This window comes from Kitasatospora sp. NPDC032150 (genome assembly GCF_055579945.1).
This window is the reverse complement of sequence record NZ_JBVIMH010000007.1, coordinates 241,192-264,710: the sequence shown is the minus strand read 5'-3', so window position 1 is coordinate 264,710 and position 23,519 is coordinate 241,192. Positions and strand designations below refer to the sequence as shown.

Below are 23,519 nucleotides of genomic sequence, written 5' to 3'. Positions count from 1 at the left end.
CCGGGCGGCGGCCAGGGCTCCGGCGGTCAGGACGCCGTACGGCGTTCATTACCAGCATGGTTGAGTGTCCGTCAGATCAGCGATCACGTCGCGGGCCCGGGCGATGTCGTCGCGGACGGCGCCCGGAGTGCGGGCGAGCAGGCAGCGGTGCTGGTAGCCGTGCACGGCGATCTCGTGGCCGCCGCGACCAGTTCACGGCCGAGGCCCGGATCGCGGACCAGCATCGGGCCGAGCAGGAAGAAGGTCGCCCGGACGCCCGCCCTGTCCAACTCCGTCAGGAAGTGGGGCGTCGAGGCCGGGTCGGGCCCGTCGTCGAAGGTCAGGGCGACATGGTCGGCGTCCCCGTACCCGCACAACTCGGGCTGGGGCAAGGGCGTACGGCGTTGAGGGCGCTGAGTGCGGGAGCGGCATGGGCGACCGCCAGGAAACCGGCCGCCAGCGCGCCGGAGACGGCCAGGGCCTTGGCCACGGGATCGATCGGCCGGGGTGCGCCGAAGCGGACGGCGTCCGGCCCCGTGGAGCGGACCGCCGAATCCCGGGGGCCTTCGTCCGCTGATCCCGCCGCGGAACGGGAAGCGCGGGCGGCAGACCGGCCCCGCCGAGTCGGTTCGGGTTCAGGCCGCGGCGGGTTCCGGTGCGGAGGTCAGGAGCGGACCAGGCGGGCGATCGCGGCGTTGGCTTCCTTGAGCTTGAGCGCGGCCTCGTCGCCGCCGGCGCTGACCGCGTTGCTCACACAGTGCGCGAGGTGCTCCTCCAGCATCTGCAGCGCGAAGGACTGGAGCGCGCGGGTGCTCGCGGAGACCTGGGTGAGGACGTCGATGCAGTAGGTGTCCTGCTCGACCATCCGCTGGAGGCCGCGGATCTGGCCCTCGATGCGGCGCAGTCTCTTGAGGACGTCGTCCTTGTGGTTGCTGTAGCTGTGCTCGACCATGGGCCTACTCCGGTTCCCTCAAGTGCTCGGCTCCCGCCCCTCCGGGCGGACGCCTCCATCGGCGATGCCGGCCGGATCTGCCGGTGTGTCACTCGCGGCGGCCGTCTGACGGGCGTGTGCCACGCCACTGGCCAGCTTACTTTACCCGGGGACGGTATCCGTGGAAGCGGATCCGGCCGGGGCTGCCTGGATAGTCCGGGGCGGGTGCCGGGGCGGGCCGGTTCGGCGGTTGTGGACACGTTCCGGGGCGAGCCCGGCAGGCGGGCGGGGATCGCGGCCAGCGACAGGGTGGCCATCACCAGCCAGGCGGTGCGCCAGTCCGTGGGGCCGTCGCCACCGTGCGGGTGGACCCGGCTTCGCGGCATCTCCCGTCATGTCGCCGCTTGGAGAAGCAGATTGACATATCGTCAGTAGACCACTTGGCCGTGTCGAGGCGGCCGCGGGTGTCGTCGGCGCCGCGGGCCGGTGCTCGGGTGCCACGTCCACGTTCCGATCCGGGGTGCTCCGCGGTCCGGCGGCGGGGATGGCCCGGGGTGGTGCGCCGCGGGTCGATGGCGCACCACCCCCGGGGGGCGTCGGTTGCCGGCGGGTCAGGCCAGCTCGTACCCGGCCTCGTCGATGGCCTCGGCGACCGCGGCGCGGTCCAGCGGCTGCTCGCTGTCGACGGTGACGTTGCCGGTGGCGAGGTCAACGGCGACGGCGGTGACGCCCGCGATCTTCTTCAGCTCTGCGGTGACGGAGCTGACGCAGTGTCCGCAGGTCATGCCCTTGACGACGTAGACCGCCCGGATGCCGGCCGCGGCCTCGGCGGCGGGGGCGGTGCTGCACGAGCCGCCGCCGCAGCAGGAACCTGCGGCCTGGACGACGTCTTCGGTGAGGAGGTTCTCGGACATCGGGTGCTCCCTTGCTGGATCTCTCGCGTCAGGCGGGCCGGCGGTCCGATCGGCCGCCGACTCGATGAACATACCCTACCCCGCCAGGGTATAGCTGGCCCGCCCCGCGTCCGGGGCGCCGGCGCGAGGTCCCGCTGTCGCACCATCCGGGCCGGTGCCCGGTACCGCGCTCTCCAAGGAAGCGGGTCAGCCCAGCGTCGGCCCGCGGGTCACGAAATGCGGCAGCAGCGGCGCACCGAGTGCGAGCAGCAGCACGCGCGCCGGGCCGAGCTGGCCTGGCGGCGCGGGACCCTCGGGGGCGGCTTCTCCCGGGCGGGTCGCCCGGGAGAAGCCGTTGCTCAAGTGCGGGGCCGGCGGCCGAAGTGCACGGTCTTCGCGGTCAGCAGGAACAGGTCGGACCGCCGGTCGACACCCGCCGGGTCGGCCGGGTCGAGCAGTCGGTCCAGCACCGCCAGGTCCTCGCTGTCCAGGGCCCCGTCCAGCGTCGCGCGCTGCCGTTCCAGCAGTCGCCGCACCGACCGCCGCGGACCCTCGGCGAGCGGCGCGGGGTGGTCCACCAGGAAGGTGCGGCTGCGCACCCCGGTGAGCCGGGCGGCCTGCAGCATGCCGGGCCAGTCCTCGACCACCGCGACCGAGCCGGGCAGGCCGGCCCGCATCCGGGCGAACCGGTCGGCCGTCGCGACGTCCAGCCGCTCCTGCAGCCCGGGACGTCCGAAGCCCAGGTCGCGCGGCAGCCAGCGGGTCGGCAGACCGCCCTCGACGATGGCCAGCACGCCGCCCGGGCGCAGCAGGCCAGCCAGCTGGCCGAGCGCGTCCTGCTGGTCGCCGACATGGTGCACCACCTGGCCCGACCACACCAGGTCGGCTGGGCCCAACTCGCCCAGGTCCGAGGGGAATTCGGCCACTCTGGCGCGCAGTCGGACGCCCAGTCGCCCGGCCCGCTCCGCAGCGCGGGCCAGCAGCTCCGGCGTCCCGTCCACCGCCGTGACCTCGGCCTGCGGGAAGAGGGCGGCCAGGCAGCAGGCCGCGACACCCGGACCACTGCCCACGTCCAGGATCCGGCGCGGACTGAAGTCGCTCAGCTGCCGCAACTCCTCGAAGGCCTGGCGCACATAGGGGCTGTGCGCCTCACCCTCCAGCTCCAGCAAATCGGCCATCGCGGCCCAGTCGAAGTCGTTCGTCACACCAGCTCCAGCAGTTCGTCCGGCAGCGCGCCGGCCAGTTCTCAGTCGATCGGGTCCGGGTCCAACGCGCGCACGGCCGCCGCCCCGGCGGCCGCGGTCCGACGGCGGGCCCGGGACGGTAGCGGCGCGGCATCCGGTCTGCCGATGCCGCCGCTGACGGCCAGTTCCACGTGCATGGTTGGACACCTCCTGCTGTCGACCATGGGCCCGGGCGCTCCCAGTTGACAAACCTTGTTGCCATTTCTGCAATAGGGGGATGGAAGACGTGCTCGTCGCCGCCGGGCCCAGGCTCAGGAGCATCCGCCAACAGCGCGGGTGCACGCTCGCCACGCTGTCCGAGACCACCGGGATCTCGGTCAGTACGCTCTCCCGGCTGGAGTCGGGGCAGCGCAGACCAAGCCTGGAGCTGCTGCTGCCGATCGCGCAGGCCTACCAGGTCCCGCTGGACGAGCTGGTCGGCGCGCCGCCGGTCGGCGACCCGCGGGTGCGGCTGAAGCCGGTGGAGCGCGGCGACTCGACGGTGATCCCGCTGACCCGGCAGCCCGGCGGACCGCAGGCGTTCAAGATGGTCGTCGGCACCAGCCGAAGCAAGCCGGGGCCCCGGACGCACGAGGGCTACGAGTGGCTGTACGTGCTCAGCGGGAGACTGCGGCTGGTGCTCGCCGAGCACGACATCGTGCTCAAGCCGGGGGAGGCCGCCGAGTTCGACACCCGGCTGCCGCACTGGTTCGGCAGTACGGGGGAAGGGCCGGTGGAGATCCTCAGCCTGTTCGGGCCGCAGGGCGAGCGGATGCACGTCCGCGCGAAGCCGCGCGCGAAGTAGGTGTCAGGCAGGGGGAGTTCCTCCGTGCTCGGCGCCGGTGCGCAGCCGTCGCGCGCCCGGAGAGATCCGCTGGACAGGCCCTGCCCCAGTCGGACGACCTGGAATGCCTCGGCCAGCCGTCCGGGCGGCAGGCCGCCCTGCGGCGTGCTCCCCCTGCCAGCGGATCAGCAGTCATGGTCTCCGTGTGCGGCTTGGACGCCGCCGGGTCACCGCGCACGACGCCTTCTACGCCGCCCGAGAGCCGCAGGCGGGCTTCGCCGACATCCTCTCCCGGCGCCTGGGCCCGTCCGGCGTCCGGGTGATGGCGCTCTACCCGCCAGCCGGTGCCACGAGAGGACCCGGGGGCGTCCGCCAGTCTCGGCCGCGGAGCCGGACCCGAGTCAGTGATCGGTGCAGCGGGTCCGCGCGTTGGAGGGTGTACGCCACGGTTGGATCCGGACTGAGATTCGAATATGTGCAGTCATACAAATGAAGAAATGCTCCCTTTGGGTTTTGTGATGCGGTGCTGCGCAAGGCCGTTCGGGTTAATAACCACATCGATCTTTTGATAGTGCTGTGTGTATGCGCTGGATAAATCGGCCCTTGTTGTAGACAGAGAATCCGCTTTGTCGATCACATTGGGAGCATCATGAAGACCCGCACAGCCGGTCTCGTCGTGTCGGGACTGACCTCGTTCGCCCTGGTAGTGCTGGGAGGCAGCCCAGCGCACGCGCACTCCGACTGGACCTCGGATGTCATGCCCGGCGACACGGGGATCAGTGATTCCCCCTGGGTGTCCGAGCTTCTCGGCCAGGTGGGAACGGAAGACAACGCCGGCCCCGAAATGGCACTTCCCGAGGAGGAGGTCGCGCAGGCCGACGAAGGCGCCGACAGCATCGAGCGGCAGGAATTCGAGGGTGCGCCCGAGTGGGAGAACCGCTACAGGACGCCCGGGCCGGCCGACCTACCCGGCCTCGCGTCGGTGACCCCGCGTGGTAACCACTGCGACGAACGCTGCGGGGAGCACGCCGAGGGCCGCAACAAGGGTGAGGAGCACGCCGAGGAGCACGGCAAGGGTCACGAGCACGGCAAGGACCAAGGGCAGGACCAGTCGACGATTCAGACCAAGGGCGGCCAGGCCGTCACGGTCTCGTTCACCAACGACAGCACGGTCAAGCAGGAACAGGAGCAGGAGGGCCACAAGCCCAGTCGGGGCGGTCATCACCACGAGGAGGGCGAGGAGGACCACCAAGACAAGGGCGAGGAGGGCCACCACCACGAGGAAGGCAACAAGCAGCACCACGGTGAGCTGGCCCACACGGGTTCGGTGCAGACCCCGATGATGCTGCTCTCCGCGCTGCTCGCGACGGTCGGCGCGATGCTGCTGGTACTCCGCCGGGCCACCCGGGACTGACCGGGGCTGTCCCCGGGGAGGCGGGGCCGGAACGGAGCGAGTGCAGGCATCGGGTACAGGCACCGGAAGGAGGAGCGGGGAGAGGAACGGGAGCGGAGAGTAGAAGGCGAGCACCGCGTGCGCCAGGTCGGGCGGATCCCGGCCCGGCGCACGCGGTGCTGTCATGCGAGTTCCGGTCCGCTCGGCCTGCCTCCCGCAGGAGACGGAGGTGTCCCGGTGTAGTGTCCGTCGGGTCCTCTAGGCTCACAGAACTCACGGTCCGGAGGGTGAGGGCGGTGGCGAAGGCGAGGTCATCGCCCGGTACGACTACGGGGGAGGCTTGGATGAACAGACGGCTGATGGCCGGTGCGGCGGTAGCGGCGGGACTGGTCCTGTCGGTGAGTGCCTGCGGGCCGGAGGGGGACGGCGAGGCGGCGGGGGCCACGTCGACCGCCTCGGCGGCCGGTCATACCTCCTCTCCGGGTGCCCGGGCCTCCGGTTCCGGCGCGCAGTCGGCCTCCGGCACGGTGAGCGCGGGGCCGAACGCCTCCGCGAGTACGGGTGCGCCCTCGGGCAGCGCCGTACCGGCGAGCTCGCTGGCGGCGTCCGACACGGCGTCACCGGTGGCCTCGCTCTCCGCGACGGCGACCGGACCGGCCCCGTCGGGGATGGCCTCGCTGCCTGCGTCGGACAAGGCGGCGGTCAACTGCACGTCCAGGCAGCTGCGTTGGACCCTGGTGCACCTGGAACGCGCACAGGCGGCGTCCGGGGACCCGGCCGTGGCGCGGTTGACCGCGCAGAACGGCGGCGGTGCGGCGTGTGCCTTCGACGGATATCCGTGGTTCCGGGTGCACGTCGGCAAGGGGCCCGAGGTGGTTGCGGTCGCGGCCAGGACGGCGCCTGCCCGGCTGGTGCTGGCGCCGGGGCATTCCGCGGTCGTCGACCTGCACTACAGCGAGGTGCCGGGCCCCGGCGGCATCTGCTACTTCCCGTCGGACGACCTCGCCCAGGGGCAGGTGCGTCCGCCGCACGCCGCACCGCACGAGGTCGGTCTCGGGCTCAGGATGACGGACGCGCACGGTAAGCGGGTGGCGATCGCCGTCTGCGAGAACCACATGTGGATGAGCGCACCCGTCATGAAGTGACGCTCCACCAGGGCGTTCGGCCGGTTGCGTACGCGGTCGATGCGGCAGGGCCTCGCGCCCCGGGTGCTGCCCGCTGCGGATGTGCGTGGTCAGCTCGCCGTTGGTGCAGAGCCCCACGCTTCGGACGCTGCCCGGTGGACGTCGCGGTTCTCAGGGGGCGCGGCGGATGCGGAGCAGGTCGGGGGAGCGCGGTCGATTCTCTGACATGTCGATGCGCTGTGAATCTGCGAAATTACTACGGAATGTGGTAGCTAATTGATCGAATTTCCGGATGCCGTGAGGCCGCCGGACCGGGCGGTCGGGCGGCCTCACGGGGGACGGTCGACGGTGGCGGCCCGTCAGGCGGTCGACTCGGCGGCGCGGTTGTCGGGCAGGGCGTCGAAGCGACGCAGCCGGAGGCTGTTGGAGACCACGAAGACCGACGAGAAGGCCATCGCCGCGCCGGCGATCATCGGGTTGAGCAGTCCGGCGGCGGCCAGCGGCAGCGCGGCCACGTTGTAGGCGAAAGCCCAGAACAGGTTGCTCTTGATGGTGGCCAGGGTGCGCCGGGCGAGGCGGATGGCGTCCGCCGCGATCCGCAGGTCACCGCGGACCAGGGTCAGGTCGGCCGCCTCGATCGCGGCGTCCGTGCCGGTGCCCATGGCCAGCCCGAGGTCGGCCTGGGCGAGCGCGGCCGCGTCGTTGACGCCATCGCCGACCATGGCCACCTTGCGGCCCTCGCCCTGGAGGCGCTTGACCACCTCCACCTTGTCGGTGGGCATCACCTCGGCGATGACCTCCTCGATGCCGACCTCGTCGGCCACCGCGCGGGCAGCCGAGGCGTTGTCGCCGGTGAGCAGTACCGGGCGCAGTCCCAGCGCGCGCAGTTGGCGGACGGCGGCGGCCGAGGTGGGCTTGACCGCGTCGGCCACCACCACGATCCCGCGCGCCTTGCCGTCCCAGCCGACCGCGACGGCTGTGCGGCCCTTGGCCTCGGCCTCCGTCCTGGCCCGCTCCAGCTCGGGAGTCAGGTGCTGGCTCCACTCCTCCAGCAGGCGGGTACGGCCGACCAGGACGGCGTGGCTGGTGCCGTCACCGGCCACCACACCCTGTACGCCCAGGCCCTCGATGTTGGCGAAGTCCTCGACCCGCGGCAGGGTACCGATCCGTTGGACGGCGCCCTTGGCGATCGCCTGGGCGATCGGGTGCTCGGAGGCGTCCTCCAGGGCGCCGGCCAGGCGCAGGATCCGCTCGCTGTCCTCACCCTCGGCCGGGACGACCTCGACCAGGGTCATCTGACCGGTGGTCACCGTACCGGTCTTGTCCAGCACCACGGTGTCCACGCCGGTGGTGGACTCCAGCACTTCGGGGCCCTTGATCAGGATGCCGAGCTGGGCGCCGCGCCCGGTACCGACCATCAGCGCGGTCGGAGTGGCCAGGCCCAGGGCGCAGGGGCAGGCGATGATCAGCACCGCGACGGCCGCCGTGAACGCCGAGCTGATGCCCGCGCCGGTGCCCAGCCAGAAGCCGAGGGTGGCGACGGCCAGGGTGATGACCACGGGCACGAAGATCCCGGAGACCTTGTCGGCCAGCCGCTGAACCTCGGCCTTGCCGTTCTGTGCGTCTTCCACCAGCCTTGCCATCTGGGCGAGTTGGGTGTCCGCGCCGACCCTGGTGGCACGGACCATCAGCCGTCCGCCGGCGTTGACCGTCGCACCCACCACCGCGTCGCCGGAGGAGACCTCGACCGGGACGGACTCGCCGGTCAGCATGCTGGCGTCGATCGCCGAGGTGCCCTCGACGATCACACCGTCGGTGGCCACCTTCTCACCGGGACGGACCACGAAGACGTCACCGACGGCCAGCTGCCCGATCGGGACGCGCTGCTCACTGCCGTCCCGGACCACCGCGACGTCCTTGGAGCCGAGCTCCAGCAGCGCCTTCAGCGCCGATCCGGCCCGTCGCTTGGAACGGACCTCGAAGTAGCGGCCGGCCAGGATGAAGGTGGTGACGCCGGCGGCGGCCTCCAGGTAGATGTTGCCCGAGCCGTCGCTGCGCCCGATGGTGAGCTCGAACGGGTGCGTCATGCCCGGTGTGCCGGCGGTACCCCAGAACAGCGCGTACAGCGACCAGCCCAGGGCGGCCAGCGTGCCGACCGAGATCAGGGTGTCCATGGTCGCCGCGCCGTGCCGCAGGTTGGTCCAGGCGGCGCGGTGGAACGGCCAGGCCCCGTACGCGACGACCGGGGCGGCCAGGGTGAGCGAGAGCCACTGCCAGAAGGTGAACTGGATCGCCGGGACCATCGCCATCGCGATCACCGGGATGGTCAGCGCGGCCGAGACCAGCAGCCGCTGCCGCAGCGCCCGTACCCGTTCGTCGGCCGCCGGGGGCGCGCTCTCGTCCGCCTCCTGAGGCTGCTCGGCGGCCGGGGGCGCGGGAAGCGCGGCGGTGTAGCCGGCCTTCTCCACCTCGGCGACCAGGGCCTGCGGCTCGATCGACTCCAGGAAGGTGACCTTGGCCTTCTCGGTGGCGTAGTTGACGGTGGCGGTGACGCCCTCCATCTTGTTCAGCCGCTTCTCGATCCGGGCGGCGCAGGAGGCGCAGGTCATGCCGCCGATCTCAAGCTCGATCTGCGCACTGCCGGCGGGCAGGGTCCTGTCTTGGGTTGCGGAGCTCATCACCCCTCCTCGGGGGTACTGCGGTCGGCGCGTTCTGGGTACGGGTGGGGGGTATCGGCCGGGGTCGCGGCAGTGCTGGTGGCCGTCGTGGCCGTCGTGGCCGCCGTGCCCGTCGCCGGCCTCGGCGGGGCCGGTGCCGGGTTCGGCGTGGGCGGTGAAGGCGGCGGTGTGCACGGTGTCGCCGTGCTTGAAGTCCACGAAGAGCCGGTAGTCGCCGGCGCTCGGCACGGTGGCGTAGAAGGTGATGCCGGGGCCTGCGGGGGTACGGCCGTCACCGGGCATGCCGTCCGGGTGCACGTGCAGACGCGGCGCAGCCGCTTGGTGATCTCGCTCTTGGACTCGATGCACCCGGCCATGCCGTGACCTCCCGCCTGTTCGTCTTGGCGGTCTAGACGGTACCCCCCAGGGGTATCTGTGGGCAAGTACCCCCCGGGGGTTTGCCGCGCGGGCCGTCGGCTCGCTGGCTACGGGACTGGCGGGCAACGTCGCCGTCAAGCTGGCCAGCCGCGCCGTCCAGGGAGCGGGCGCGGCATCGATCGCCCCTCCGCGCTCACCCTGCTGAGGTCCGGGCCGGGGCTCCCGGTGGATCATCGCTGGTCCGCAGTACCCACGGCTGTCATGGTTCACTGGGCGGATGCCTGCGACCTGCGCAGATTTCGCGTGAACCAGGCAACCGGCTATCGGACACAAGATGGCAACGATCGAACGATTTGAGCTTTGTATGAGCATTTCGTCCGAGTTGGTCGCTTAGTCTGCGACGCATTGCCTGGCCGTGGTTTGAAGTCACTTCGTGGCCGGTGCCGATCAGGACAGGAGCCTCATCCGGAGGCCCTGGCGACCAACCCGAAGGGGCGACACATTGAGCGCGCCTGAGCCGACAAAGCGGTCAGACCAGAACTACCGCCGCTCACTCGGAACCATCAGCCTGACCGCGGTCGGCCTCGGCTCGATCATCGGTTCCGGGTGGCTGTTCGGTGCCGCGCGAGCCGCCAAGCTGGCCGGTCCGGCCGCGACGCTGGCCTGGGTGATCGGTGCGGCCGTCGCACTTGTGATCGCTCTCACCTACAGCGAGCTCGGATCGATGTTCCCGAAGGCCGGCGGCATGGTCCGCTACGGCCAGTACTCGCACGGTTCGCTGGCCGGTTACCTGGCCGCCTGGGCGAACTGGATCGCCATCGTCTCGGTCATCCCGGGTGAGGCGACCGCCTCCGTGCAGTACATGAGTTCCTGGAGCTTCGGCTGGGCCAAGGCCCTGTACGACGGGCAGGAGCTCACCGGCAGCGGTGTGGCCCTGGCCAGCGTGCTGCTGATCGTGTACTTCGTCCTGAACTGGTTCGCGATCTCGCTCTTCGCCAAGACCAACACGGCGATCACCGTCTTCAAGGTGGTCGTGCCCGCCCTCACCGCGGGCGCCCTGCTGATGTCGCACTTCGACACCCACAACCTCCAGGACCACGGCGGCTTCGCCCCCAACGGCTGGAGCGCGGTGTTCACGGCGGTCGCCACCTCCGGCATCGTCTGGGCCTACAACGGCTTCCAGTCCCCGCTGAACCTGGCCGGCGAGGCCCGCAACCCGGGCAAGTCGCTGCCCAAGGCCGTGATCACCTCGATCCTGATCGCCCTGGTGATCTACATCGCCCTGCAGCTCGCCTTCCTGCTGGCCGTCCCCTCCGGAGACCTCGCGCACGGTTGGGGCAGCATCAACTACAAGTCCCCGCTCGCCGACCTGGCGCTGGCCTGGGGCCTGAACTGGCTGGCCATGGTGCTGTACGCGGACGCCTTCATCTCGCCGAGCGGTACCGGCATGATCTACGCCGCCACCACCTCGCGCATGATCCACGGTGTCCAGGAGAACGGCCACCTGCCGTCGATCTTCGGCCGGGTCGACCCCAAGACCGGAATCCCGCGCCCGGCGCTGCTGCTCAACCTGTTCATCGCCTTCCTGTTCCTCGCGGTCTTCCGCGGCTGGGGCTCGCTCGCCTCGATCGTCTCGGTGGCCACCGTGATCTCGTACATCACCGGCCCGGTCGCCGTGATGTCGCTGCGCCGCCTGGCACCGGAGCTGCCGCGTCCGGTCAAGCTGAAGGCCATGCCGATCATCGCGCCGGTGGCCATGGTCTTCGGTTCGCTGGTGCTGTACTGGGCCAAGTGGCCGCTCACCGGCAAGGTCATCGTGCTGATGGCCGCCGGCCTGCCGATCTGGGCCTGGTACGAGCTGCGCAAGCCGTGGGCCGTGCTCAAGCCGCACCTGCTGGCCGGCTGCTGGATGGTCGGCTACCTGCTGGTGATGGCGGGTGTCTCCTGGGCGGGCAGCGCGGACTACGGTGGCCACGGCTACCTGCCCGAGGGCTGGGACCTGCTGATCGTCGCCGCGATCGGTCTGGCCTTCTACTACTGGGGCGTCCGCAGCTCCTGGGAGAACCCGTCGCTCGCCGAGGTGCGCGAGGAGCTGGCCGCCGAGTCGGCCACGGCCGACGAGGCCGCGCCGGTCGCCGGCTGACAACCGAGTAGCACCAGGGGCGCGGGGAACCGCGCGCGAGACCAGGGACCTCTGCGGAGGGCCGGTCCGCGCGGGTCCCCGCGCCCCTGTGGCGTTCTCCAGCCACCGGGCGAACCCCTGCCACGACGGCGCTCCGCCCGTGCATGCGGCGGCGGCAGGTCTGCGCGCCCCCTCGGGCGGCCCTAGCTGGTCGCCTGTCGACGGCGGTAGGCGCGTTGACGGCAGGCCCGGGAGCAGTAGTCGCGCGGGCGGCCCCGGGCGGTCCCTTCGAGGGGGGTGCCGCAGACCGTGCAGTGACCGGCGGGCGAGCGGCCCGGTGCCGGAGCAACCTTTTCGTCACTCTTTTCACTACGGCGGCTCCGGACCAGCAGCTCGACGCCGTCGAGGGTCCGGGCGAGCCCGAAGTCGAACGGGTCCTCGGGCCGTTCGAAGCCGCCGGCCTGCCAGAGCCTGCCGAGGGTGGGGTAGGCCGCCAGGTGCTCGATCAGGCCGTCCTGGCCGCTCCACCACTGCTTGTGCGAGACACCGGAATCCCGCTCCTCGCGGAGGAAGTCGTGCAACTGCCGGGCGGAGGTCTGCACGAAGCCCGCGACCAGCGCGACCACCGAGATCACCTCGGAGGCGCGCAGCCCCGTCCGCTCGGCGATCCGCAGGCCGTGCTCGTAGTCGGCCATGATGTTCGGCCCCGGCAGCCGCCGGCTGCCTGAGGTGTGGACGAGCCAGGGGTGCCGCAGGTGGATCGCCCAGTGCGCCCGGGCCCAGGCCTCCAGAGCGGCCCGCCAATCAAGGTCGTCCTCGCCGTCGCCCTGCCCGGCAGCCGACTCGGCGATCACCACGTCCCGCATGAGCTCGACCAGCTCCGCCTTGCCGGGGACATGTCGATACAGCGACATCGTGGTGTAGCCCAGCCGCTCGGCCACGCTGCGCATGGACAGCGCCGCGAGCCCCTCGGCGTCGGCGATCTCCACGGCGGCCCGCACGATCCGGTCCAGGCTGAGCCCCGCCCGGTCCCGGCTCTCGCCGGCACTCCAGAGCAACTCGACGGTGCGGTCCGGATCCGCCGCGACGTTCTCGGCGGCCGGAGTCTTTGGTGCTGGATTCTCCGGGGCCGGATTCTGGCCAGTCACGCTCTGCCCTCCTTGTCCTTGACATCCACCTTAGCCGGACGTTTATGGTGTACACGCTGTGTATGCCATAAACACCTCTGGGGAAGGCTGTCCCATGGTTGAGAACCAGCTCTACGTCGCGCCCTGGGGTCGGGATTCCTGGCCCGGTACCTTCGATCGGCCGTTCGCCACGTTGCCCGCAGCGCAGCGGGCCGTGCGGGCCCGCACCGGAGCCATGGGGTCGGACCTCGTGGTCTCCCTGCGGGCCGGGACCCACGTGCTGACCGAACCGTTCGTGCTGAGTGGCGAGGAGGGCGACTCGGGGGAGAACGGCTACCGGGTCGTCTACCAGGCCCACGGCCATGGGACGGACGAGCGGGAGGAGGCCGTCATCAGCGGCGGTCGCCGGATCACCGGCTGGCGGCCCGACGAGGCGGGCGTCTGGCGGGCCGAGGTCGGTGAGCTGGAGACCAGGCAGCTCCAGGTCAACGGCCATCCGGCCCCGCGAGCCTCGATCAGTCCCGGTATTCCCGGGGCCGTGACGATAACCGAGGCGGGTTTCGTCACGGACAGCGAGATTCCGCAGAGCTGGCGGGATCCGGGAAGCATCGAGTTCGTCTTCACCGGTGTCTATCCGTGGTCCGAGGCCCGCTGCCGGGTGGCGGAGATCAGCGGTGACGCGGACTCCACCACGATCACCATGGCCCAGCCCGGGTTCGGGTGGGCCAGGGAGCTCTACCGGGCGCAGTGGACCGGTGAGTTCCCGCCCGGTGCGGGCTCCTCGGGGGTGTGGGCGACCATCGGCGCGCCGAGTTCCGCCGAGAACAGCGTGAGCTTCCTCACCGAGCCGGGCAGCTTCGCCCTCGACCGGTCGGTGCCCGGCCGCCACGTCCTCCACTACCTGCCGCTGCCCGGGGAGGACCCGGCGCGGGCGGAGATCGTGGCGCCGGTGCTGGAGCGGCTGGTCGCCGGCCGGGGCACCGAGGAGCGGCCGCTGCACGACGTGACCCTGCGCGGACTCACCTTCGCGGACGCGGGCTGGACCGGGCCGAGCGGACCCGGCGGGTTCCTGCACTTCCACGGCAACGGCTACTACGACGGCGGCCCGTTGCGGCAGGTCGAGCTCGCCGAGGGCAACGCCCGGCTGGCGGTGCCGGAGCGCCCGGCGATGCTGCCGGCCAACGTCGAGTTCGCGGGCGGGGTGCGGATCACCCTGGCGGACAACAGGTTCACCCGGCTCGGCGCCGGAGCGGTCGGCTTCTCGGGGCCGGGGCAGGACAACGCGATCCTCGGCAACGTCATCGAGGACGTCTCGGGCAGCGGCGTGGCCGTGGCCGCCGGCACCGGTACCCGGGTGGAGCGGAACCTGATCCGCCGGATCGGCCGCGAGTACCACGGCTCGCCCGCCGTGTGGGTGGCGGACGCCCGCGACACGACCGTGGCGCACAACGAGATCCATGACGTGCCCTACTGCGGCGTCATCCTCGTCGGCGGTGACCGGGCGGCCCGGGTACAGGTCGTCGGGAACCTGATCCACCGCACCATGACGGTGCTCGCCGACGGCGGCGGCATCTATCTCAACGGGCGCCAGGGCTCTTCGTACGCCGGCGGCACCCTGGTGCGCGGCAATGTGATCCGTGACACCGTCACTTCGTACAACTTCGGCCTGTACACCGACTTCGGCGCCGCCTGGGTGACCGTGCTGGGCAATGTCGTCCACCGGGGGGACACGCCGATCGTGCTCAGGGTGACGCCGCCGCTGGAGAACGTGGCGTTCCTCGGCAACTTCTGGGACGACCGGCCGGAGGGCTATGACGACCCGCCGGCCGGGGTCGTCGTCGCCGGGAACACCGTGCTGCCGAAGGACGGCTTCGAACAGGCATTGGCCGCCGACCCAGCCGGGGCGGACATCCTGGCGACGGCCGGCCGGGGCGCTGCCGCGGACGGCTGATCAGAGGGAACAGCACTGAGCCCCCGGGAGGACTCCCGGGGGCTCAGACGGGGCACGAGGCTCAGTGGTGCTTCGACGCCGGGGACGGTGCGGGCGTCAGCGACGGCGAGGCGCTGCCGCTCGGGCCGGGTGACGCGCTCGGGCTGGGTGACCCGCTCGGGCTCGGGCAGGTGGAGCCCGAAGGTGACGGCGACGGGGACGGCGAGGCGGACCCGCTTGCCGACGGACTCGGCGAGGCCGACGGGCTCGGGCTGGCCGAAGGCGACGGCGAGGTGCTGCCGCTCGGGCTCGGCGACGCGCTCGGGCTGGGTGACCCGCTCGGGCTCGGGCAGGTAGAGCCCGAAGGCGACGGGGACGGCGACGGGGACGGCGAGGTGCTGCCGCTCGGGCTCGGCGACGGCGAGGTGCTGCCGCTCGGGCTTGCCGACGGGCTCGGCGACGGCGAGGTGCTGCCGCTCGGGCTTGCCGACGGGCTCGGCGTGCCGGACGGGCTGTTGCTCGGCCTCGCGCTGGCCGACGGACTCGGGGAGGCCGACGACGGGCTCGGGGTCGGGCGCGACGGGTACCAGCCGCCAGTGGTGGGCGGCACCGGGATCGGCTTCGGCATGCTCCACGGATCGCCGGGCCGGTCGGGGGTGACGGTGGCGCCGTTCTCGAAGTGGAGCATCCAGTTCTTGACGGTGTTGAGGTAGTCCGTCGAGTAGTTGTAGCTGAGGATGGCCCGGTCGAGCTGCCCGGAGTCCGACAGGTCGCGGCCGTCCGCGCACAGGTAGCGGCCGGCCGTCAGTGCGGCGTCGAAGACGTTGTTGGGGTCGGCCTTGCCGTCGCCGTTGCCGTCCGTGCCCCAGGCCGACCAGGTGGAGGGGATGAACTGCATCGGCCCGATGGCCCGGTCCCAGCCGGAGCGGCCGTCGCTGGACGGAATCGCGGCGAAGCCGTTGTTCCCGTCCAGGGCCGGGCCGAGGATCGGCGTCAGAGTGGTGCCGTTGGCGTCCACCTGGCCGCCGTTGGCCTGCCCGGACTCCACCTGGCCGATGCCCGCGAGCAGTTGCCACTTGAGGTGGCAACCGGGCGAGCTGATGGCCAGGGCGTCCTCCGCCTTGCGGTAGGCGGTGTAGACCGTGTCGGGCAGCGAAGCGCCGTTCGGGAGGATGGCGGTGCTCTTCGAGCCCGCTCCCGGTGCGGTGCTCCCGGGCGGGGTGGCCGGCTTGACCGGCGGCTGCTGCAGGACCCGCGGACCGCCGCCGTCGGCCGACTGGCCGGCCGCGGCGTCCGTGCCGGAGGCCGACGCCGAGGAAAGCTGCAGCGTCTGAGAACCTGTCAGCGCGGCGGCCGCGGTGAGGGCGGCCAGCGCCCAGGTTGCCCGTTTCTGTGTTCTTGTTCGGTTTATGACCTGTTTGAAAACGGTCATCCGATTCCCCCCTTGATGTTCGAAAAAACCGGTATGCGGGCGGGACGATGTGTCAACGCCGCGCCAGCTTAGCTCGGTTGTCCGAACGTTCGATGAGCGCCGATCGAAGCCCGGGCGGCGGTTGCCGGTTGCCCTGTCAGGGGCGGATCGCGCCCATGTACGGCATGACGTCCATGGGGACGATCTGGACGTTCTTCCCGAGCCGCGGGGCGTGCAGCACCTTGCCGTCGCCCACGTAGATCCCGACGTGGTGCAGGTCCTGGAAGTAGAAGACCAGGTCGCCGGGTTGCAGGTCGGACTGCGAGACATGGTGGCCGGCGTTCCACTGGTCCCAGGTGGTCCGGGGCAGGGACACTCCCGCCGCACGCCAGGCGGACTGGGTGAGCCCGGAACAGTCGAAGGAACTCGGGCCCACGCCGCCCGGCTGGTACGGCTTGCCGAGCTGTGCGTACGCGAAGTCCAGCGCGCTCCTGGTTCGGCCGCTCGCCGGACCGGTGTACGAGCCGCCGACGGAACCCGACGAGCCGCCGACGGCGGAACCGGACGAATCACCGGGGGAGGTGCGGCCCGAACCGCGGGAGGCGGCCTGGTCGTTCCCGTCGGCGAGGACCTTGGCCCGGTCGGTGGCCTCGAGGCCGTCGAGTATGGACTGGGCCTCGGCCAGCCTCGCCTTCGCCTCATGCTTCCGCTCGGTCAGATCCTGCCGGGCGCGGTCGAGTTCGGCCAGTTTGGCGGCGGTCTCGTTGCGGGTCTGGTCCATCGAGAGCTGCAGCTGCCGGGCCAGGTGCAGCGCGGCCACCTGCTGGTCGTTCGCCTGGTCCTGGAGTCCGGCGCGCTGCAGGTACTCGTCGGGGGAGGCGCTGAGCATCAGCTGGACGGAGGGGTCCACCCCGCCGGAGCGGTACTGGTCGGCGGCCACCGCACCGAGGGTGGACTGCAGTTCGTTGATCCTCGCCTGCTGTGCGGCGAGCCGGTCCTGAAGCCTGGACGCCTCGGCCTGGAGCTGTTGCTGCTGCTCGCCCGCCTTGTTGAACTTCTCGGTCGCAACCTCGGCTTCCTCGTAGAGCTTGTCCACCTGGGCCTTGACCTGCTCGGTGTTCCCGCTCGGCGCGGCATGGGCGGCCGAGGCCACGGGAAGGACGGTGGCCGCTCCCGCCGTCGCCGCCAGCATGGTCATCCGGGTGCGGCCGGCGGGCTTAGGGCGGCGATGGTTCCCCAACGGAGCGTCACTCCTCGTTCGCGGTCAAGACATCGGCGGGCAACGGTGGTTGGCGCGGACCGTGCATAGAAATTAGTATTTACTGAGTCTTGGCGCAACTGTTGCTTGATCGGGATGATGCTCTACCGGTGCTGCTCGTGGTCGCGGGCGTCGGCCGGCGCGCCGCCCATCATCCGCAGCATGGCGAGGCCCCCGGTGCGGACGAAGCGGACCGTCAACAGGGCGGTGAGCAACAGGAAGACGAGGTTCAGCCAGGTCGTGTAGTTCCACCGGACCCCGCCCATGGGGACGCTGGCCGCCGCGTGGTCCGGGATGATGCCCAGTGCGCCGAACAGGAGCTCCACGGTGTAGCCCGCCAGCACCATCGCGGCGTAGAAGGTGCCGAGCAGGAAGAGCGCCATCCGCACGCCGTAGTACTTCCGGTAGATGTTCAGGATCGGCAGGATCAGCAGGTCGGCGAAGATGAAGGCGACCACCCCGCCGAAGCTGATGCCGCCCTTCCAGAGCACCACCGCCAGCGGCACGTTGCCGATCGAGCAGACGAACGAGGCCATTGCGACCAGCGGGCCGACCAGCGGTCCCCAGAACTTCGCCGCGAGCGGGTGACTGTCCAGGAACAGCGCCTGCCAGAAGGAGTCAGGCACCCAGGCTGCGATGGCGCCGGCGATCAGGAGCCCGCCGGCCAGGTCCTTCCAGATCGCGGCCCACTCCATCACGAAGACGTGGGCGGTGGCGGTCACGCCCTCCCGGGAGAGCAACCGGCGCCAGAACGGGCCCTGGCCGGACACCGACATGTCCATCGCGGCGTGGCCCTCCATCGATCCGGCGAGGCCCCGGTCGGCCTGCGCCCTGGCCTGGTCGAGCAGCCTGGTGCGCAGGAAGAGCCGGAACAGCAGCGCCAGCAGCACGATCATGGCCGGCCCGCCGATGAACTCAGCCAGCGTGAACTGCCATCCCAACAGCAGGGCGAGCAGTACGCCGAGTTCGACGACCAGATTGGTCGAGGCGATCTCGAAGGCCATCGCTGCCGTGAAGTCGGCCCCCTTGCGGAAGAGCGAACGGGCCAGCGCCACGGCCGCGTACGAGCAGGAGGACGAGGCCGTGCCGAGCAGCGCGGAGACGGCCAGCGTACGCGGCCGGTCGTCGCCCATCAGCCCGGAGACGGTGGACTTGCGCACCACGGCCTGGACCACGGCGGACAGTAGGAAGCCGAGGATCAGCGCCCAGGTGATCTCCCAGGTCATCGACCCGGTGATCGACAGGGCGTGCAGTACCGCGGTCACGACGGACATGGCAGAACTCCTCCGGGCGAGGCGGCGCCTGATAGGGGGATGCCCGGGGTGGGGCACGGGTCAACCGGGCCGGTGCCCCACCGGGTCACGCTGCTCCTGCTGCCGTCGCCGCTCAGCCCGCCGGGAGGAGCTTCTCCATCTCGGCGATCTCGGCCGTCTGTGCGGTGCTGATCGATCCGGCCAGCGTCCTGGCGGGCGGGTAGGTGCCCTTGGCGAGCTCGTCCGCGGCCATCGTCACGGCGCCCTGGTGGTGGGTCACCATCATGGTGAGGAACGCCTTGTCGAAGTCCGCGCCGGACGCCGACCTCAGCTTCGCCATCTCGTCGTCGGCCATCATGCCGGGCATCGAGTGGCCGGAACCGGCGGAGTGGTCCATGCCCGGCATCGCGGCGGACATGCCGGCGTCCGGCACCGGGCTGCCCCAGCCGGTCAGCCAGCCACTCATCATGGTGATCTCCGGGTCCTGGGCGCCCTTGATCTTCGCGGCCAACTCCTTGACCTGGGCGGACGAGGCACGCTCCGCGGCCAGTTCGGCCATCGCGACCGCCTGGCGGTGGTGCGGGATCATCGCCTGCGCGAAGGAGACGTCGGTGGCGTCGTGGTCACCGGCCGAAGCCGAGGCCGAAGCCGAGGCCGAAGCCGCCGGAGGGGAAGCCGGCGCGGGCGCGGAGACGGGCGCGGAGACGGGCGCGGACGGTGCGGTGGGCGAACCGGCCTGGTCCGAGCCGGACCTGCCACCGGAACAGGCGGCGAGGGCGAGCGCCGCGAGACCGGCCGCACCGGTCACGGCGATCCGGCGGGCGAACGCGCGGGAGGGGACCATGCGGGTGGAAACGTGGGTGGAAACGTGGGTGGAAACGGACATGACGAAAAGCTCCTGCGTACTGGAGGAATGAGGACATGGGCGTGGCCGCACCCGGGGTGCGGGGAGGGCCAGGCCTATATGCGCAGGAGCTGGAGGGCGGCGAGGGAGGGCGGACCGCGCCCGGTGGTGAGGCCGACAGATGCGTCGGCGAGGGACGGGGACGGGCCGTGGGCGGAGGTGTCGAGGCCCGGTCGGAGCGGCGGCAGCACCGGCGTTGAACCGAGGCCGTACGCCTGGCAGACACTCCCGGCGTGCGCCTGGTGACGGCCGTCGCAGTCGCACCGGCCGTCACCGTCGCCGGTGAGCTGCGCCGTGGTTCGTTGCGCCATGACGGGCTGAGTCGCGGCCCGGTGTGTCACGGCCCGCAGTGCCGTGGTGACGAGCTGGGTCGTTGACCGCCGTTCGTGCCCTTGCGGATGCGCCACGTCGCCGACGGGACCGGCCAACGCGTGCATTCCGAGCAGCCCGAGCAGCAACGCCAGTACGGCCAACGCCCGCACTCCGGCCGACCGGTGGCGACCGGCCACCGGGTGCCGGGGCGTGAGCGTTTCCATCGCGCCCACTCTAGGGCAGCCCCGTGCCCGTTCGTGTGCCCGACTCCCCGCCGCAGCCCCGGGCCGGAGGCGTCAAGGTGTCGTCAAGGTCGGCGGGATCCGCGTAGTCCACACGTCAATGCCGGATGCGGACCGGCCAGAGTGGGGCTGCACTGGAGAGGCGGGCGGCAGGCCCGCCAGAACCGGTACCTCCGGAAGGAAGCGAAGCGCCATGATCGAGGGCAATCGACTCGCCGTCGTCGTCAACGGATCGCCGAGGGGGAGTGCGCTCGGCCGTCCGACGGTGGTACCCGCACCGGCGCGGCTCGAACTGCGGCCGGTCGGGACCGCGGTGGCGGCACCGGAGGCCGAACGGGAGGAGCGAGTCCCGGCCGCGGGCGCGCGCTGCCGCCTGGCCATGGCGTACCTCGACTGACCGGTGGGGCGGCGAATGGTGCGGTCCCGACAGCTCCGCAGGGGCCGCGCGCCCGCCGGGTCGCCGGAGACGGCGCAGTGCGGTCCCGACAGCTCCGCAGGGGCCGCGCGCCCGCCGGGTCGCCGGAGACGGGGCCTGCTCGGCGGCCATCCGCGCCAGCAGGTCCCGCACCGCGCCCGGGCGCTGCCCGGTCAGACCGAGCCGGCGGAAGCCGGCGGCGCAGGTGCCGGACGGCCGGGGCGTAGAGCCGGCCAAGCGCGAGGTGGGCGCCGTGGGCGGAGAGCCGGTTGCCCAACCGGCCGAGGGCGCGGTCGCTGCCGAGCAGTGGCGAGGCGAACTCGCCGGTGGGGTGCAGCGGTTGGAGGGAGAGCCCGACGCTGCGGGTTGGACCGCGCACTCGGCGGTGTCGCCCGCCGGGTCGGGCAGCCGATCGCTACGGCGCGGCGGTGTCGAGGTCCGCGGCGTCGAGTGCGGCCGTCGCGCGGCGCAGCATCGTCTGGAGGGCGGCGATCTCGGTGAGTGGCAGACCGGTGGCGGCCGCGATCCGGCGCGGTACGTGCAGTGCCTGCGCGCGCAGCCCGGTGCCGGCGTCCGTGAGGTGGACGGTGACCGACCGCTCGTCCTCGCTGCTGCGCTGGCGGCGGACCAGTCCGGCCGTCTCGAGCCGCTTGAGCAGCGGGGAGAGCGTGCCGGAGTCCAGTCGCAGGTACTCGCCGATCTGCTTGACCGGCAGTTCGCCGTGCTCCCAGAGCACCAGCATGACCAGGTACTGCGGATAGGTGAGCCCGAGGTCCTTGAGGACCACCCGGTAGACGCCGCCGAAGGCGCGCGAGGCGGCATGCAGTGAGAAGCAGACCTGGCTGTCCAGGCGGAGCAGCTGGTCGTCGGAAGGCTGCGGCGGGTCGGCGGGCAGGTCGATGGCGGTCATGTTCTCAGGGTATCCGTACCGCGCCCGTTTTAGTTGTGCGCAATTTAATTGTGTGCTCTACTTGCCCTGTCGGGCGGTCCGGAAGTCGGGTCGCCGATCGGATGAGCCCGGACGGGTTCGGACAAAGGAGAGGGGCGAGTCCCATGGACGCGCTGTACACCGCTGTTGCCACCGCCAACGGCCGCGAGGGCCGGGCCGTGAGCTCCGACGGGCGGCTCGACCTGGCGCTGGCCATGCCGACCGCGCTCGGTGGCAGCGGCGAGGGCACCAACCCGGAGCAGCTGTTCGCGGCGGGCTACGCCGCCTGCTTCGCCAGCGCCCTGGGCCTGGTCGGCCGGCAGGCGAAGGTGGACACCAGCGACGTCTCGGTGACCGCCGAGGTCGGCATCGGCAAGGACGAAACCAGCTTCGCCCTCGCCGTCACCCTGCGGGTCGAGCTGCCGGAGGCCCTGCAGGGCGAGACCGGCGAGCTGCTGGTGAAGAAGGCGCACGAGGTCTGCCCGTACTCCAAGGCCACCCGCGGCAACATCCCGGTCGAGCTGGTCGTCGAGTAGTCGGCCGGTCGGTGCGGCCGGTCGGTGCGACATCGGCGAGCCGGTGCGGCCGGCTGGCGCCGGCGGGCCCCGAAACCGGTGCCTGCCGGCTCCGTGACCGGTGCGGTCGCCGCTCGGCCCGGAGCAGGGCTCGGGTACCCGGACGACAGTGGCGCCCCCTTGCGCAGCTGCCCTCAACCGCCTTGACTGGCAGCGCCGGTCAAGGCGGTCGGCCGTCTCGGGTGACCGGCGCGGACCTGGCGGGCCGGTCCGGGGTGCGGGCCGGCGGTGGAGGAGAGGGCAGAGCCGTGCAGGAGTACTCGGATCAGTACATCGGCGGTGAGTGGCGGCCCGCGCTCACGGCGGAGACCGTCGCCGTGCTGAACCCGGCGACCGAGGAGGTCATCGCGACCGTTCCGGCCGGTGGGGCCGAGGACGTCGACGCCGCCGTGCGCGCCGCCCGGGCCGCGGCCCGGGCCTGGGGTGCGACCGGCCGCGCGGAGCGCCTGGCGCCGCTCACCCGGCTTCGCGACGGCCTGGCCGCCCGGCAGCAGGAGATCGCCGAGACGATCGTCGCCGAACTGGGGGCGCCGATCGGGTTCGCGGCCTCGGTGCAGGCCGCGTTGCCGCTCGCAGTCGCCGGCTCGTACCTGGAGATCCTGGCCGGGTACGAGTTCGAGGAGCAGGTCGGCAATTCCACGGTGTACGCCGAGCCCGCCGGGGTCGTCGCCGCGATCACGCCGTGGAATTACCCGCTGCACCAGATCGTCGCCAAGGTCTTCCCGGCGCTCGCCGCCGGCTGCCCGGTGGTGCTCAAGCCCGCCGAGGACACGCCGCTGGTGGCCCGGCTGTTCGCCAAGTTGGTCCACGAAGCGGGCTTCCCGGCCGGGGTGTTCAACCTGGTGACCGGCCGTGGACCGGAGGCCGGTGCCGCCCTGGCCGAACATCCCGGCGTGGACCTGGTCTCCTTCACCGGTTCCACCGCCGTCGGCCGGTGGATCGCCGAGGTGGCCGGGCGGGGCGTGAAGCGGGTCGCGCTGGAACTCGGTGGCAAGTCCGCCAACGTGGTGCTGCCCGGGGCCGACCTGGACCGCGCCGTGAACGTCAACCTGGCCAACGTCTTCGCCAACTCCGGCCAGACGTGCAGTGCCTGGACCAGGCTGCTGGTGCACGAGGACCAGTACGAGGAGGCCGTGGCGATCGCCGCCAAGGCCGCCGAGGCCTACCTCCCCGGGGATCCCGCCGACCCCGCCACCCGGCTCGGACCGGTCGTCAACGCGAAGCAGCGGGAGCGCGTCCGGAGTTACATCACCGGCGCACTCGCGGAGGGCGCACGCCTGGTGGCCGGTGGCGCCGAGGCGCCCGAGGGGCTCACCAAGGGCTACTACGTGCGCCCGACCGTGCTCGCGGACGTCACCACGAAGATGACGGTGGCTCGGGAGGAGGTCTTCGGCCCGGTGCTCGCGATCCTCGCCTACCGTGACGAGGAGCACGCTCTGGAGATCGCCAACGGCACCGACTACGGCCTGGCCGGCTCGGTCTGGGCGGCCGACGACCAGAGCGCCGCCGCTTTCGCCCGCCGGATGGACACCGGCCAGGTCCACATCAACGGCGGCCGTTTCAACCCGCTCGCGCCCTTCGGCGGGTACAAGAGCTCCGGAGTCGGACGGGAGCTCGGACGGCACGGGCTGGAGGAGTTCCTGCAGACCAAGTCGCTGCAGTACTGAGGCTCCTGCGATA

At 71.7% G+C, this 23,519-nt stretch carries 20 protein-coding genes and 2 pseudogenes; 9 read left to right on the top strand and 13 right to left on the bottom strand.

Translation table 11 applies throughout. From position 1 onward, the window contains the following. Positions 1-48: 48 nt before the first annotated feature. The 5 genes and pseudogenes from ACZ5ON_RS11830 to ACZ5ON_RS11810 all read right to left on the bottom strand — a co-directional run bounded on the left by ACZ5ON_RS11830 (position 49) and on the right by ACZ5ON_RS11810 (position 3,184). A pseudogene (locus ACZ5ON_RS11830) lies at positions 49-356 on the bottom strand (polysaccharide deacetylase family protein). A 287-nt stretch (positions 357-643) separates the two neighbouring features. After that, positions 644-931 (bottom strand): metal-sensitive transcriptional regulator, encoded by a 288-nt coding sequence (locus tag ACZ5ON_RS11825; protein WP_465589378.1) that lies wholly within the window; start codon positions 929-931, stop codon positions 644-646. A 590-nt stretch (positions 932-1,521) separates the two neighbouring features. Next, positions 1,522-1,824 (bottom strand): heavy-metal-associated domain-containing protein, encoded by a 303-nt coding sequence (locus tag ACZ5ON_RS11820; protein WP_465589375.1) that lies wholly within the window; start codon positions 1,822-1,824, stop codon positions 1,522-1,524. 338 nt (positions 1,825-2,162) lie between these two features. Further along, on the bottom strand, positions 2,163-3,008 hold the full coding sequence (locus ACZ5ON_RS11815; protein WP_465589368.1) for a class I SAM-dependent methyltransferase: 846 nt from the start codon (positions 3,006-3,008) through the stop codon (positions 2,163-2,165). Positions 3,009-3,049: 41 nt separating this feature from the next. Beyond that, positions 3,050-3,184, bottom strand: coding sequence for a hypothetical protein (locus ACZ5ON_RS11810; RefSeq protein WP_465589365.1), 135 nt, complete (start codon positions 3,182-3,184; stop codon positions 3,050-3,052). 80 nt (positions 3,185-3,264) lie between these two features. On the opposite strand from ACZ5ON_RS11810, the gene ACZ5ON_RS11805 reads away from it, so the two are divergent. The 4 genes and pseudogenes from ACZ5ON_RS11805 to ACZ5ON_RS11790 all read left to right on the top strand — a co-directional run bounded on the left by ACZ5ON_RS11805 (position 3,265) and on the right by ACZ5ON_RS11790 (position 6,348). Further along, complete coding sequence (locus ACZ5ON_RS11805) at positions 3,265-3,831, top strand: helix-turn-helix domain-containing protein (protein ID WP_465589362.1); 567 nt, start codon at positions 3,265-3,267, stop codon at positions 3,829-3,831. Between the two features lie 193 nt (positions 3,832-4,024). Continuing rightward, a pseudogene (locus ACZ5ON_RS11800) lies at positions 4,025-4,150 on the top strand (SDR family NAD(P)-dependent oxidoreductase); the annotation flags it as partial. A gap of 309 nt (positions 4,151-4,459) precedes the next feature. Next, positions 4,460-5,224 carry an LPXTG cell wall anchor domain-containing protein gene (locus ACZ5ON_RS11795; protein WP_465589359.1) on the top strand — a complete coding sequence of 255 codons (765 nt, stop codon included), beginning with the start codon at positions 4,460-4,462 and terminating at the stop codon, positions 5,222-5,224. Positions 5,225-5,547: 323 nt separating this feature from the next. Then, entirely contained in the window at positions 5,548-6,348 is an 801-nt protein-coding gene (locus tag ACZ5ON_RS11790; protein WP_465589356.1) for a DUF4232 domain-containing protein, read from the top strand. Positions 6,349-6,686: 338 nt separating this feature from the next. Here the strand turns inward: ACZ5ON_RS11790 and ACZ5ON_RS11785 are convergent, their stop codons facing one another. Beyond that, complete coding sequence (locus ACZ5ON_RS11785) at positions 6,687-9,005, bottom strand: heavy metal translocating P-type ATPase (protein WP_465589450.1); 2,319 nt, start codon at positions 9,003-9,005, stop codon at positions 6,687-6,689. 859 nt (positions 9,006-9,864) lie between these two features. Here ACZ5ON_RS11785 and ACZ5ON_RS11780 point away from each other — a divergent pair. Continuing rightward, positions 9,865-11,505 carry an APC family permease gene (locus ACZ5ON_RS11780; RefSeq protein ID WP_465589353.1) on the top strand — a complete coding sequence of 547 codons (1,641 nt, stop codon included), beginning with the start codon at positions 9,865-9,867 and terminating at the stop codon, positions 11,503-11,505. Positions 11,506-11,687: 182 nt separating this feature from the next. Here the strand turns inward: ACZ5ON_RS11780 and ACZ5ON_RS11775 are convergent, their stop codons facing one another. Continuing rightward, a complete protein-coding gene (locus ACZ5ON_RS11775; protein ID WP_465589350.1) occupies positions 11,688-12,632 on the bottom strand; it encodes a TetR/AcrR family transcriptional regulator in 945 nt (314 codons plus the stop codon). Between the two features lie 94 nt (positions 12,633-12,726). On the opposite strand from ACZ5ON_RS11775, the gene ACZ5ON_RS11770 reads away from it, so the two are divergent. Then, complete coding sequence (locus ACZ5ON_RS11770) at positions 12,727-14,562, top strand: right-handed parallel beta-helix repeat-containing protein (RefSeq protein ID WP_465589347.1); 1,836 nt, start codon at positions 12,727-12,729, stop codon at positions 14,560-14,562. 61 nt (positions 14,563-14,623) lie between these two features. Here the strand turns inward: ACZ5ON_RS11770 and ACZ5ON_RS11765 are convergent, their stop codons facing one another. From ACZ5ON_RS11765 to ACZ5ON_RS11745, 5 genes are all read right to left on the bottom strand, one after another. Continuing rightward, a complete protein-coding gene (locus tag ACZ5ON_RS11765) occupies positions 14,624-15,973 on the bottom strand; it encodes a lytic transglycosylase domain-containing protein (protein WP_465589344.1) in 1,350 nt (449 codons plus the stop codon). Positions 15,974-16,109: 136 nt separating this feature from the next. Then, positions 16,110-17,192 (bottom strand): C40 family peptidase, encoded by a 1,083-nt coding sequence (locus ACZ5ON_RS11760; RefSeq protein WP_465589341.1) that lies wholly within the window; start codon positions 17,190-17,192, stop codon positions 16,110-16,112. Between the two features lie 122 nt (positions 17,193-17,314). Next, positions 17,315-18,475, bottom strand: a complete 1,161-nt coding sequence (locus ACZ5ON_RS11755) for a permease (RefSeq protein ID WP_465589447.1) — start codon at positions 18,473-18,475, stop codon at positions 17,315-17,317. A 121-nt stretch (positions 18,476-18,596) separates the two neighbouring features. Further along, positions 18,597-19,349 (bottom strand): DUF305 domain-containing protein, encoded by a 753-nt coding sequence (locus tag ACZ5ON_RS11750; RefSeq protein WP_465589338.1) that lies wholly within the window; start codon positions 19,347-19,349, stop codon positions 18,597-18,599. A 74-nt stretch (positions 19,350-19,423) separates the two neighbouring features. Next, on the bottom strand, positions 19,424-19,903 hold the full coding sequence (locus ACZ5ON_RS11745) for a DUF6153 family protein (RefSeq protein WP_465589335.1): 480 nt from the start codon (positions 19,901-19,903) through the stop codon (positions 19,424-19,426). Positions 19,904-20,114: 211 nt separating this feature from the next. Between ACZ5ON_RS11745 and ACZ5ON_RS11740 the strand changes: the two genes are divergently transcribed. Beyond that, positions 20,115-20,318 carry a hypothetical protein gene (locus tag ACZ5ON_RS11740; RefSeq protein ID WP_465589332.1) on the top strand — a complete coding sequence of 68 codons (204 nt, stop codon included), beginning with the start codon at positions 20,115-20,117 and terminating at the stop codon, positions 20,316-20,318. Between the two features lie 433 nt (positions 20,319-20,751). Here ACZ5ON_RS11740 and ACZ5ON_RS11735 read toward each other — a convergent pair whose 3' ends face one another. Next, a complete protein-coding gene (locus ACZ5ON_RS11735) occupies positions 20,752-21,246 on the bottom strand; it encodes a MarR family winged helix-turn-helix transcriptional regulator (RefSeq protein WP_465589329.1) in 495 nt (164 codons plus the stop codon). Between the two features lie 143 nt (positions 21,247-21,389). Between ACZ5ON_RS11735 and ACZ5ON_RS11730 the strand changes: the two genes are divergently transcribed. Then, positions 21,390-21,800: an organic hydroperoxide resistance protein gene (locus ACZ5ON_RS11730; protein ID WP_465589325.1), complete on the top strand. Its 411-nt coding sequence runs from the start codon at positions 21,390-21,392 to the stop codon at positions 21,798-21,800. 287 nt (positions 21,801-22,087) lie between these two features. Continuing rightward, a complete protein-coding gene (locus ACZ5ON_RS11725) occupies positions 22,088-23,506 on the top strand; it encodes an aldehyde dehydrogenase family protein (protein ID WP_465589322.1) in 1,419 nt (472 codons plus the stop codon). Positions 23,507-23,519 lie beyond the last annotated feature (13 nt).

Excerpts from the sequence above, each read along its gene's own strand:
- ACZ5ON_RS11730 (WP_465589325.1), top strand. The coding sequence starts at position 21,390 with ATGGACGCGCTGTACACCGCTGTTGCCACCGCCAACGGCCGCGAGGGC.
- ACZ5ON_RS11735 (WP_465589329.1), bottom strand. The coding sequence starts at position 21,246 with ATGACCGCCATCGACCTGCCCGCCGACCCGCCGCAGCCTTCCGACGAC.
- ACZ5ON_RS11795 (WP_465589359.1), top strand. The coding sequence starts at position 4,460 with ATGAAGACCCGCACAGCCGGTCTCGTCGTGTCGGGACTGACCTCGTTC.
- ACZ5ON_RS11750 (WP_465589338.1), bottom strand. The coding sequence starts at position 19,349 with ATGTCCGTTTCCACCCACGTTTCCACCCACGTTTCCACCCGCATGGTC.
- ACZ5ON_RS11805 (WP_465589362.1), top strand. The coding sequence starts at position 3,265 with ATGGAAGACGTGCTCGTCGCCGCCGGGCCCAGGCTCAGGAGCATCCGC.
- ACZ5ON_RS11745 (WP_465589335.1), bottom strand. The coding sequence starts at position 19,903 with ATGGAAACGCTCACGCCCCGGCACCCGGTGGCCGGTCGCCACCGGTCG.
- ACZ5ON_RS11785 (WP_465589450.1), bottom strand. The coding sequence starts at position 9,005 with ATGAGCTCCGCAACCCAAGACAGGACCCTGCCCGCCGGCAGTGCGCAG.
- ACZ5ON_RS11790 (WP_465589356.1), top strand. The coding sequence starts at position 5,548 with ATGAACAGACGGCTGATGGCCGGTGCGGCGGTAGCGGCGGGACTGGTC.
- ACZ5ON_RS11820 (WP_465589375.1), bottom strand. The coding sequence starts at position 1,824 with ATGTCCGAGAACCTCCTCACCGAAGACGTCGTCCAGGCCGCAGGTTCC.
- ACZ5ON_RS11740 (WP_465589332.1), top strand. The coding sequence starts at position 20,115 with ATGATCGAGGGCAATCGACTCGCCGTCGTCGTCAACGGATCGCCGAGG.
- ACZ5ON_RS11825 (WP_465589378.1), bottom strand. The coding sequence starts at position 931 with ATGGTCGAGCACAGCTACAGCAACCACAAGGACGACGTCCTCAAGAGA.
- ACZ5ON_RS11810 (WP_465589365.1), bottom strand. The coding sequence starts at position 3,184 with ATGCACGTGGAACTGGCCGTCAGCGGCGGCATCGGCAGACCGGATGCC.
- ACZ5ON_RS11765 (WP_465589344.1), bottom strand. The coding sequence starts at position 15,973 with ATGACCGTTTTCAAACAGGTCATAAACCGAACAAGAACACAGAAACGG.
- ACZ5ON_RS11770 (WP_465589347.1), top strand. The coding sequence starts at position 12,727 with ATGGTTGAGAACCAGCTCTACGTCGCGCCCTGGGGTCGGGATTCCTGG.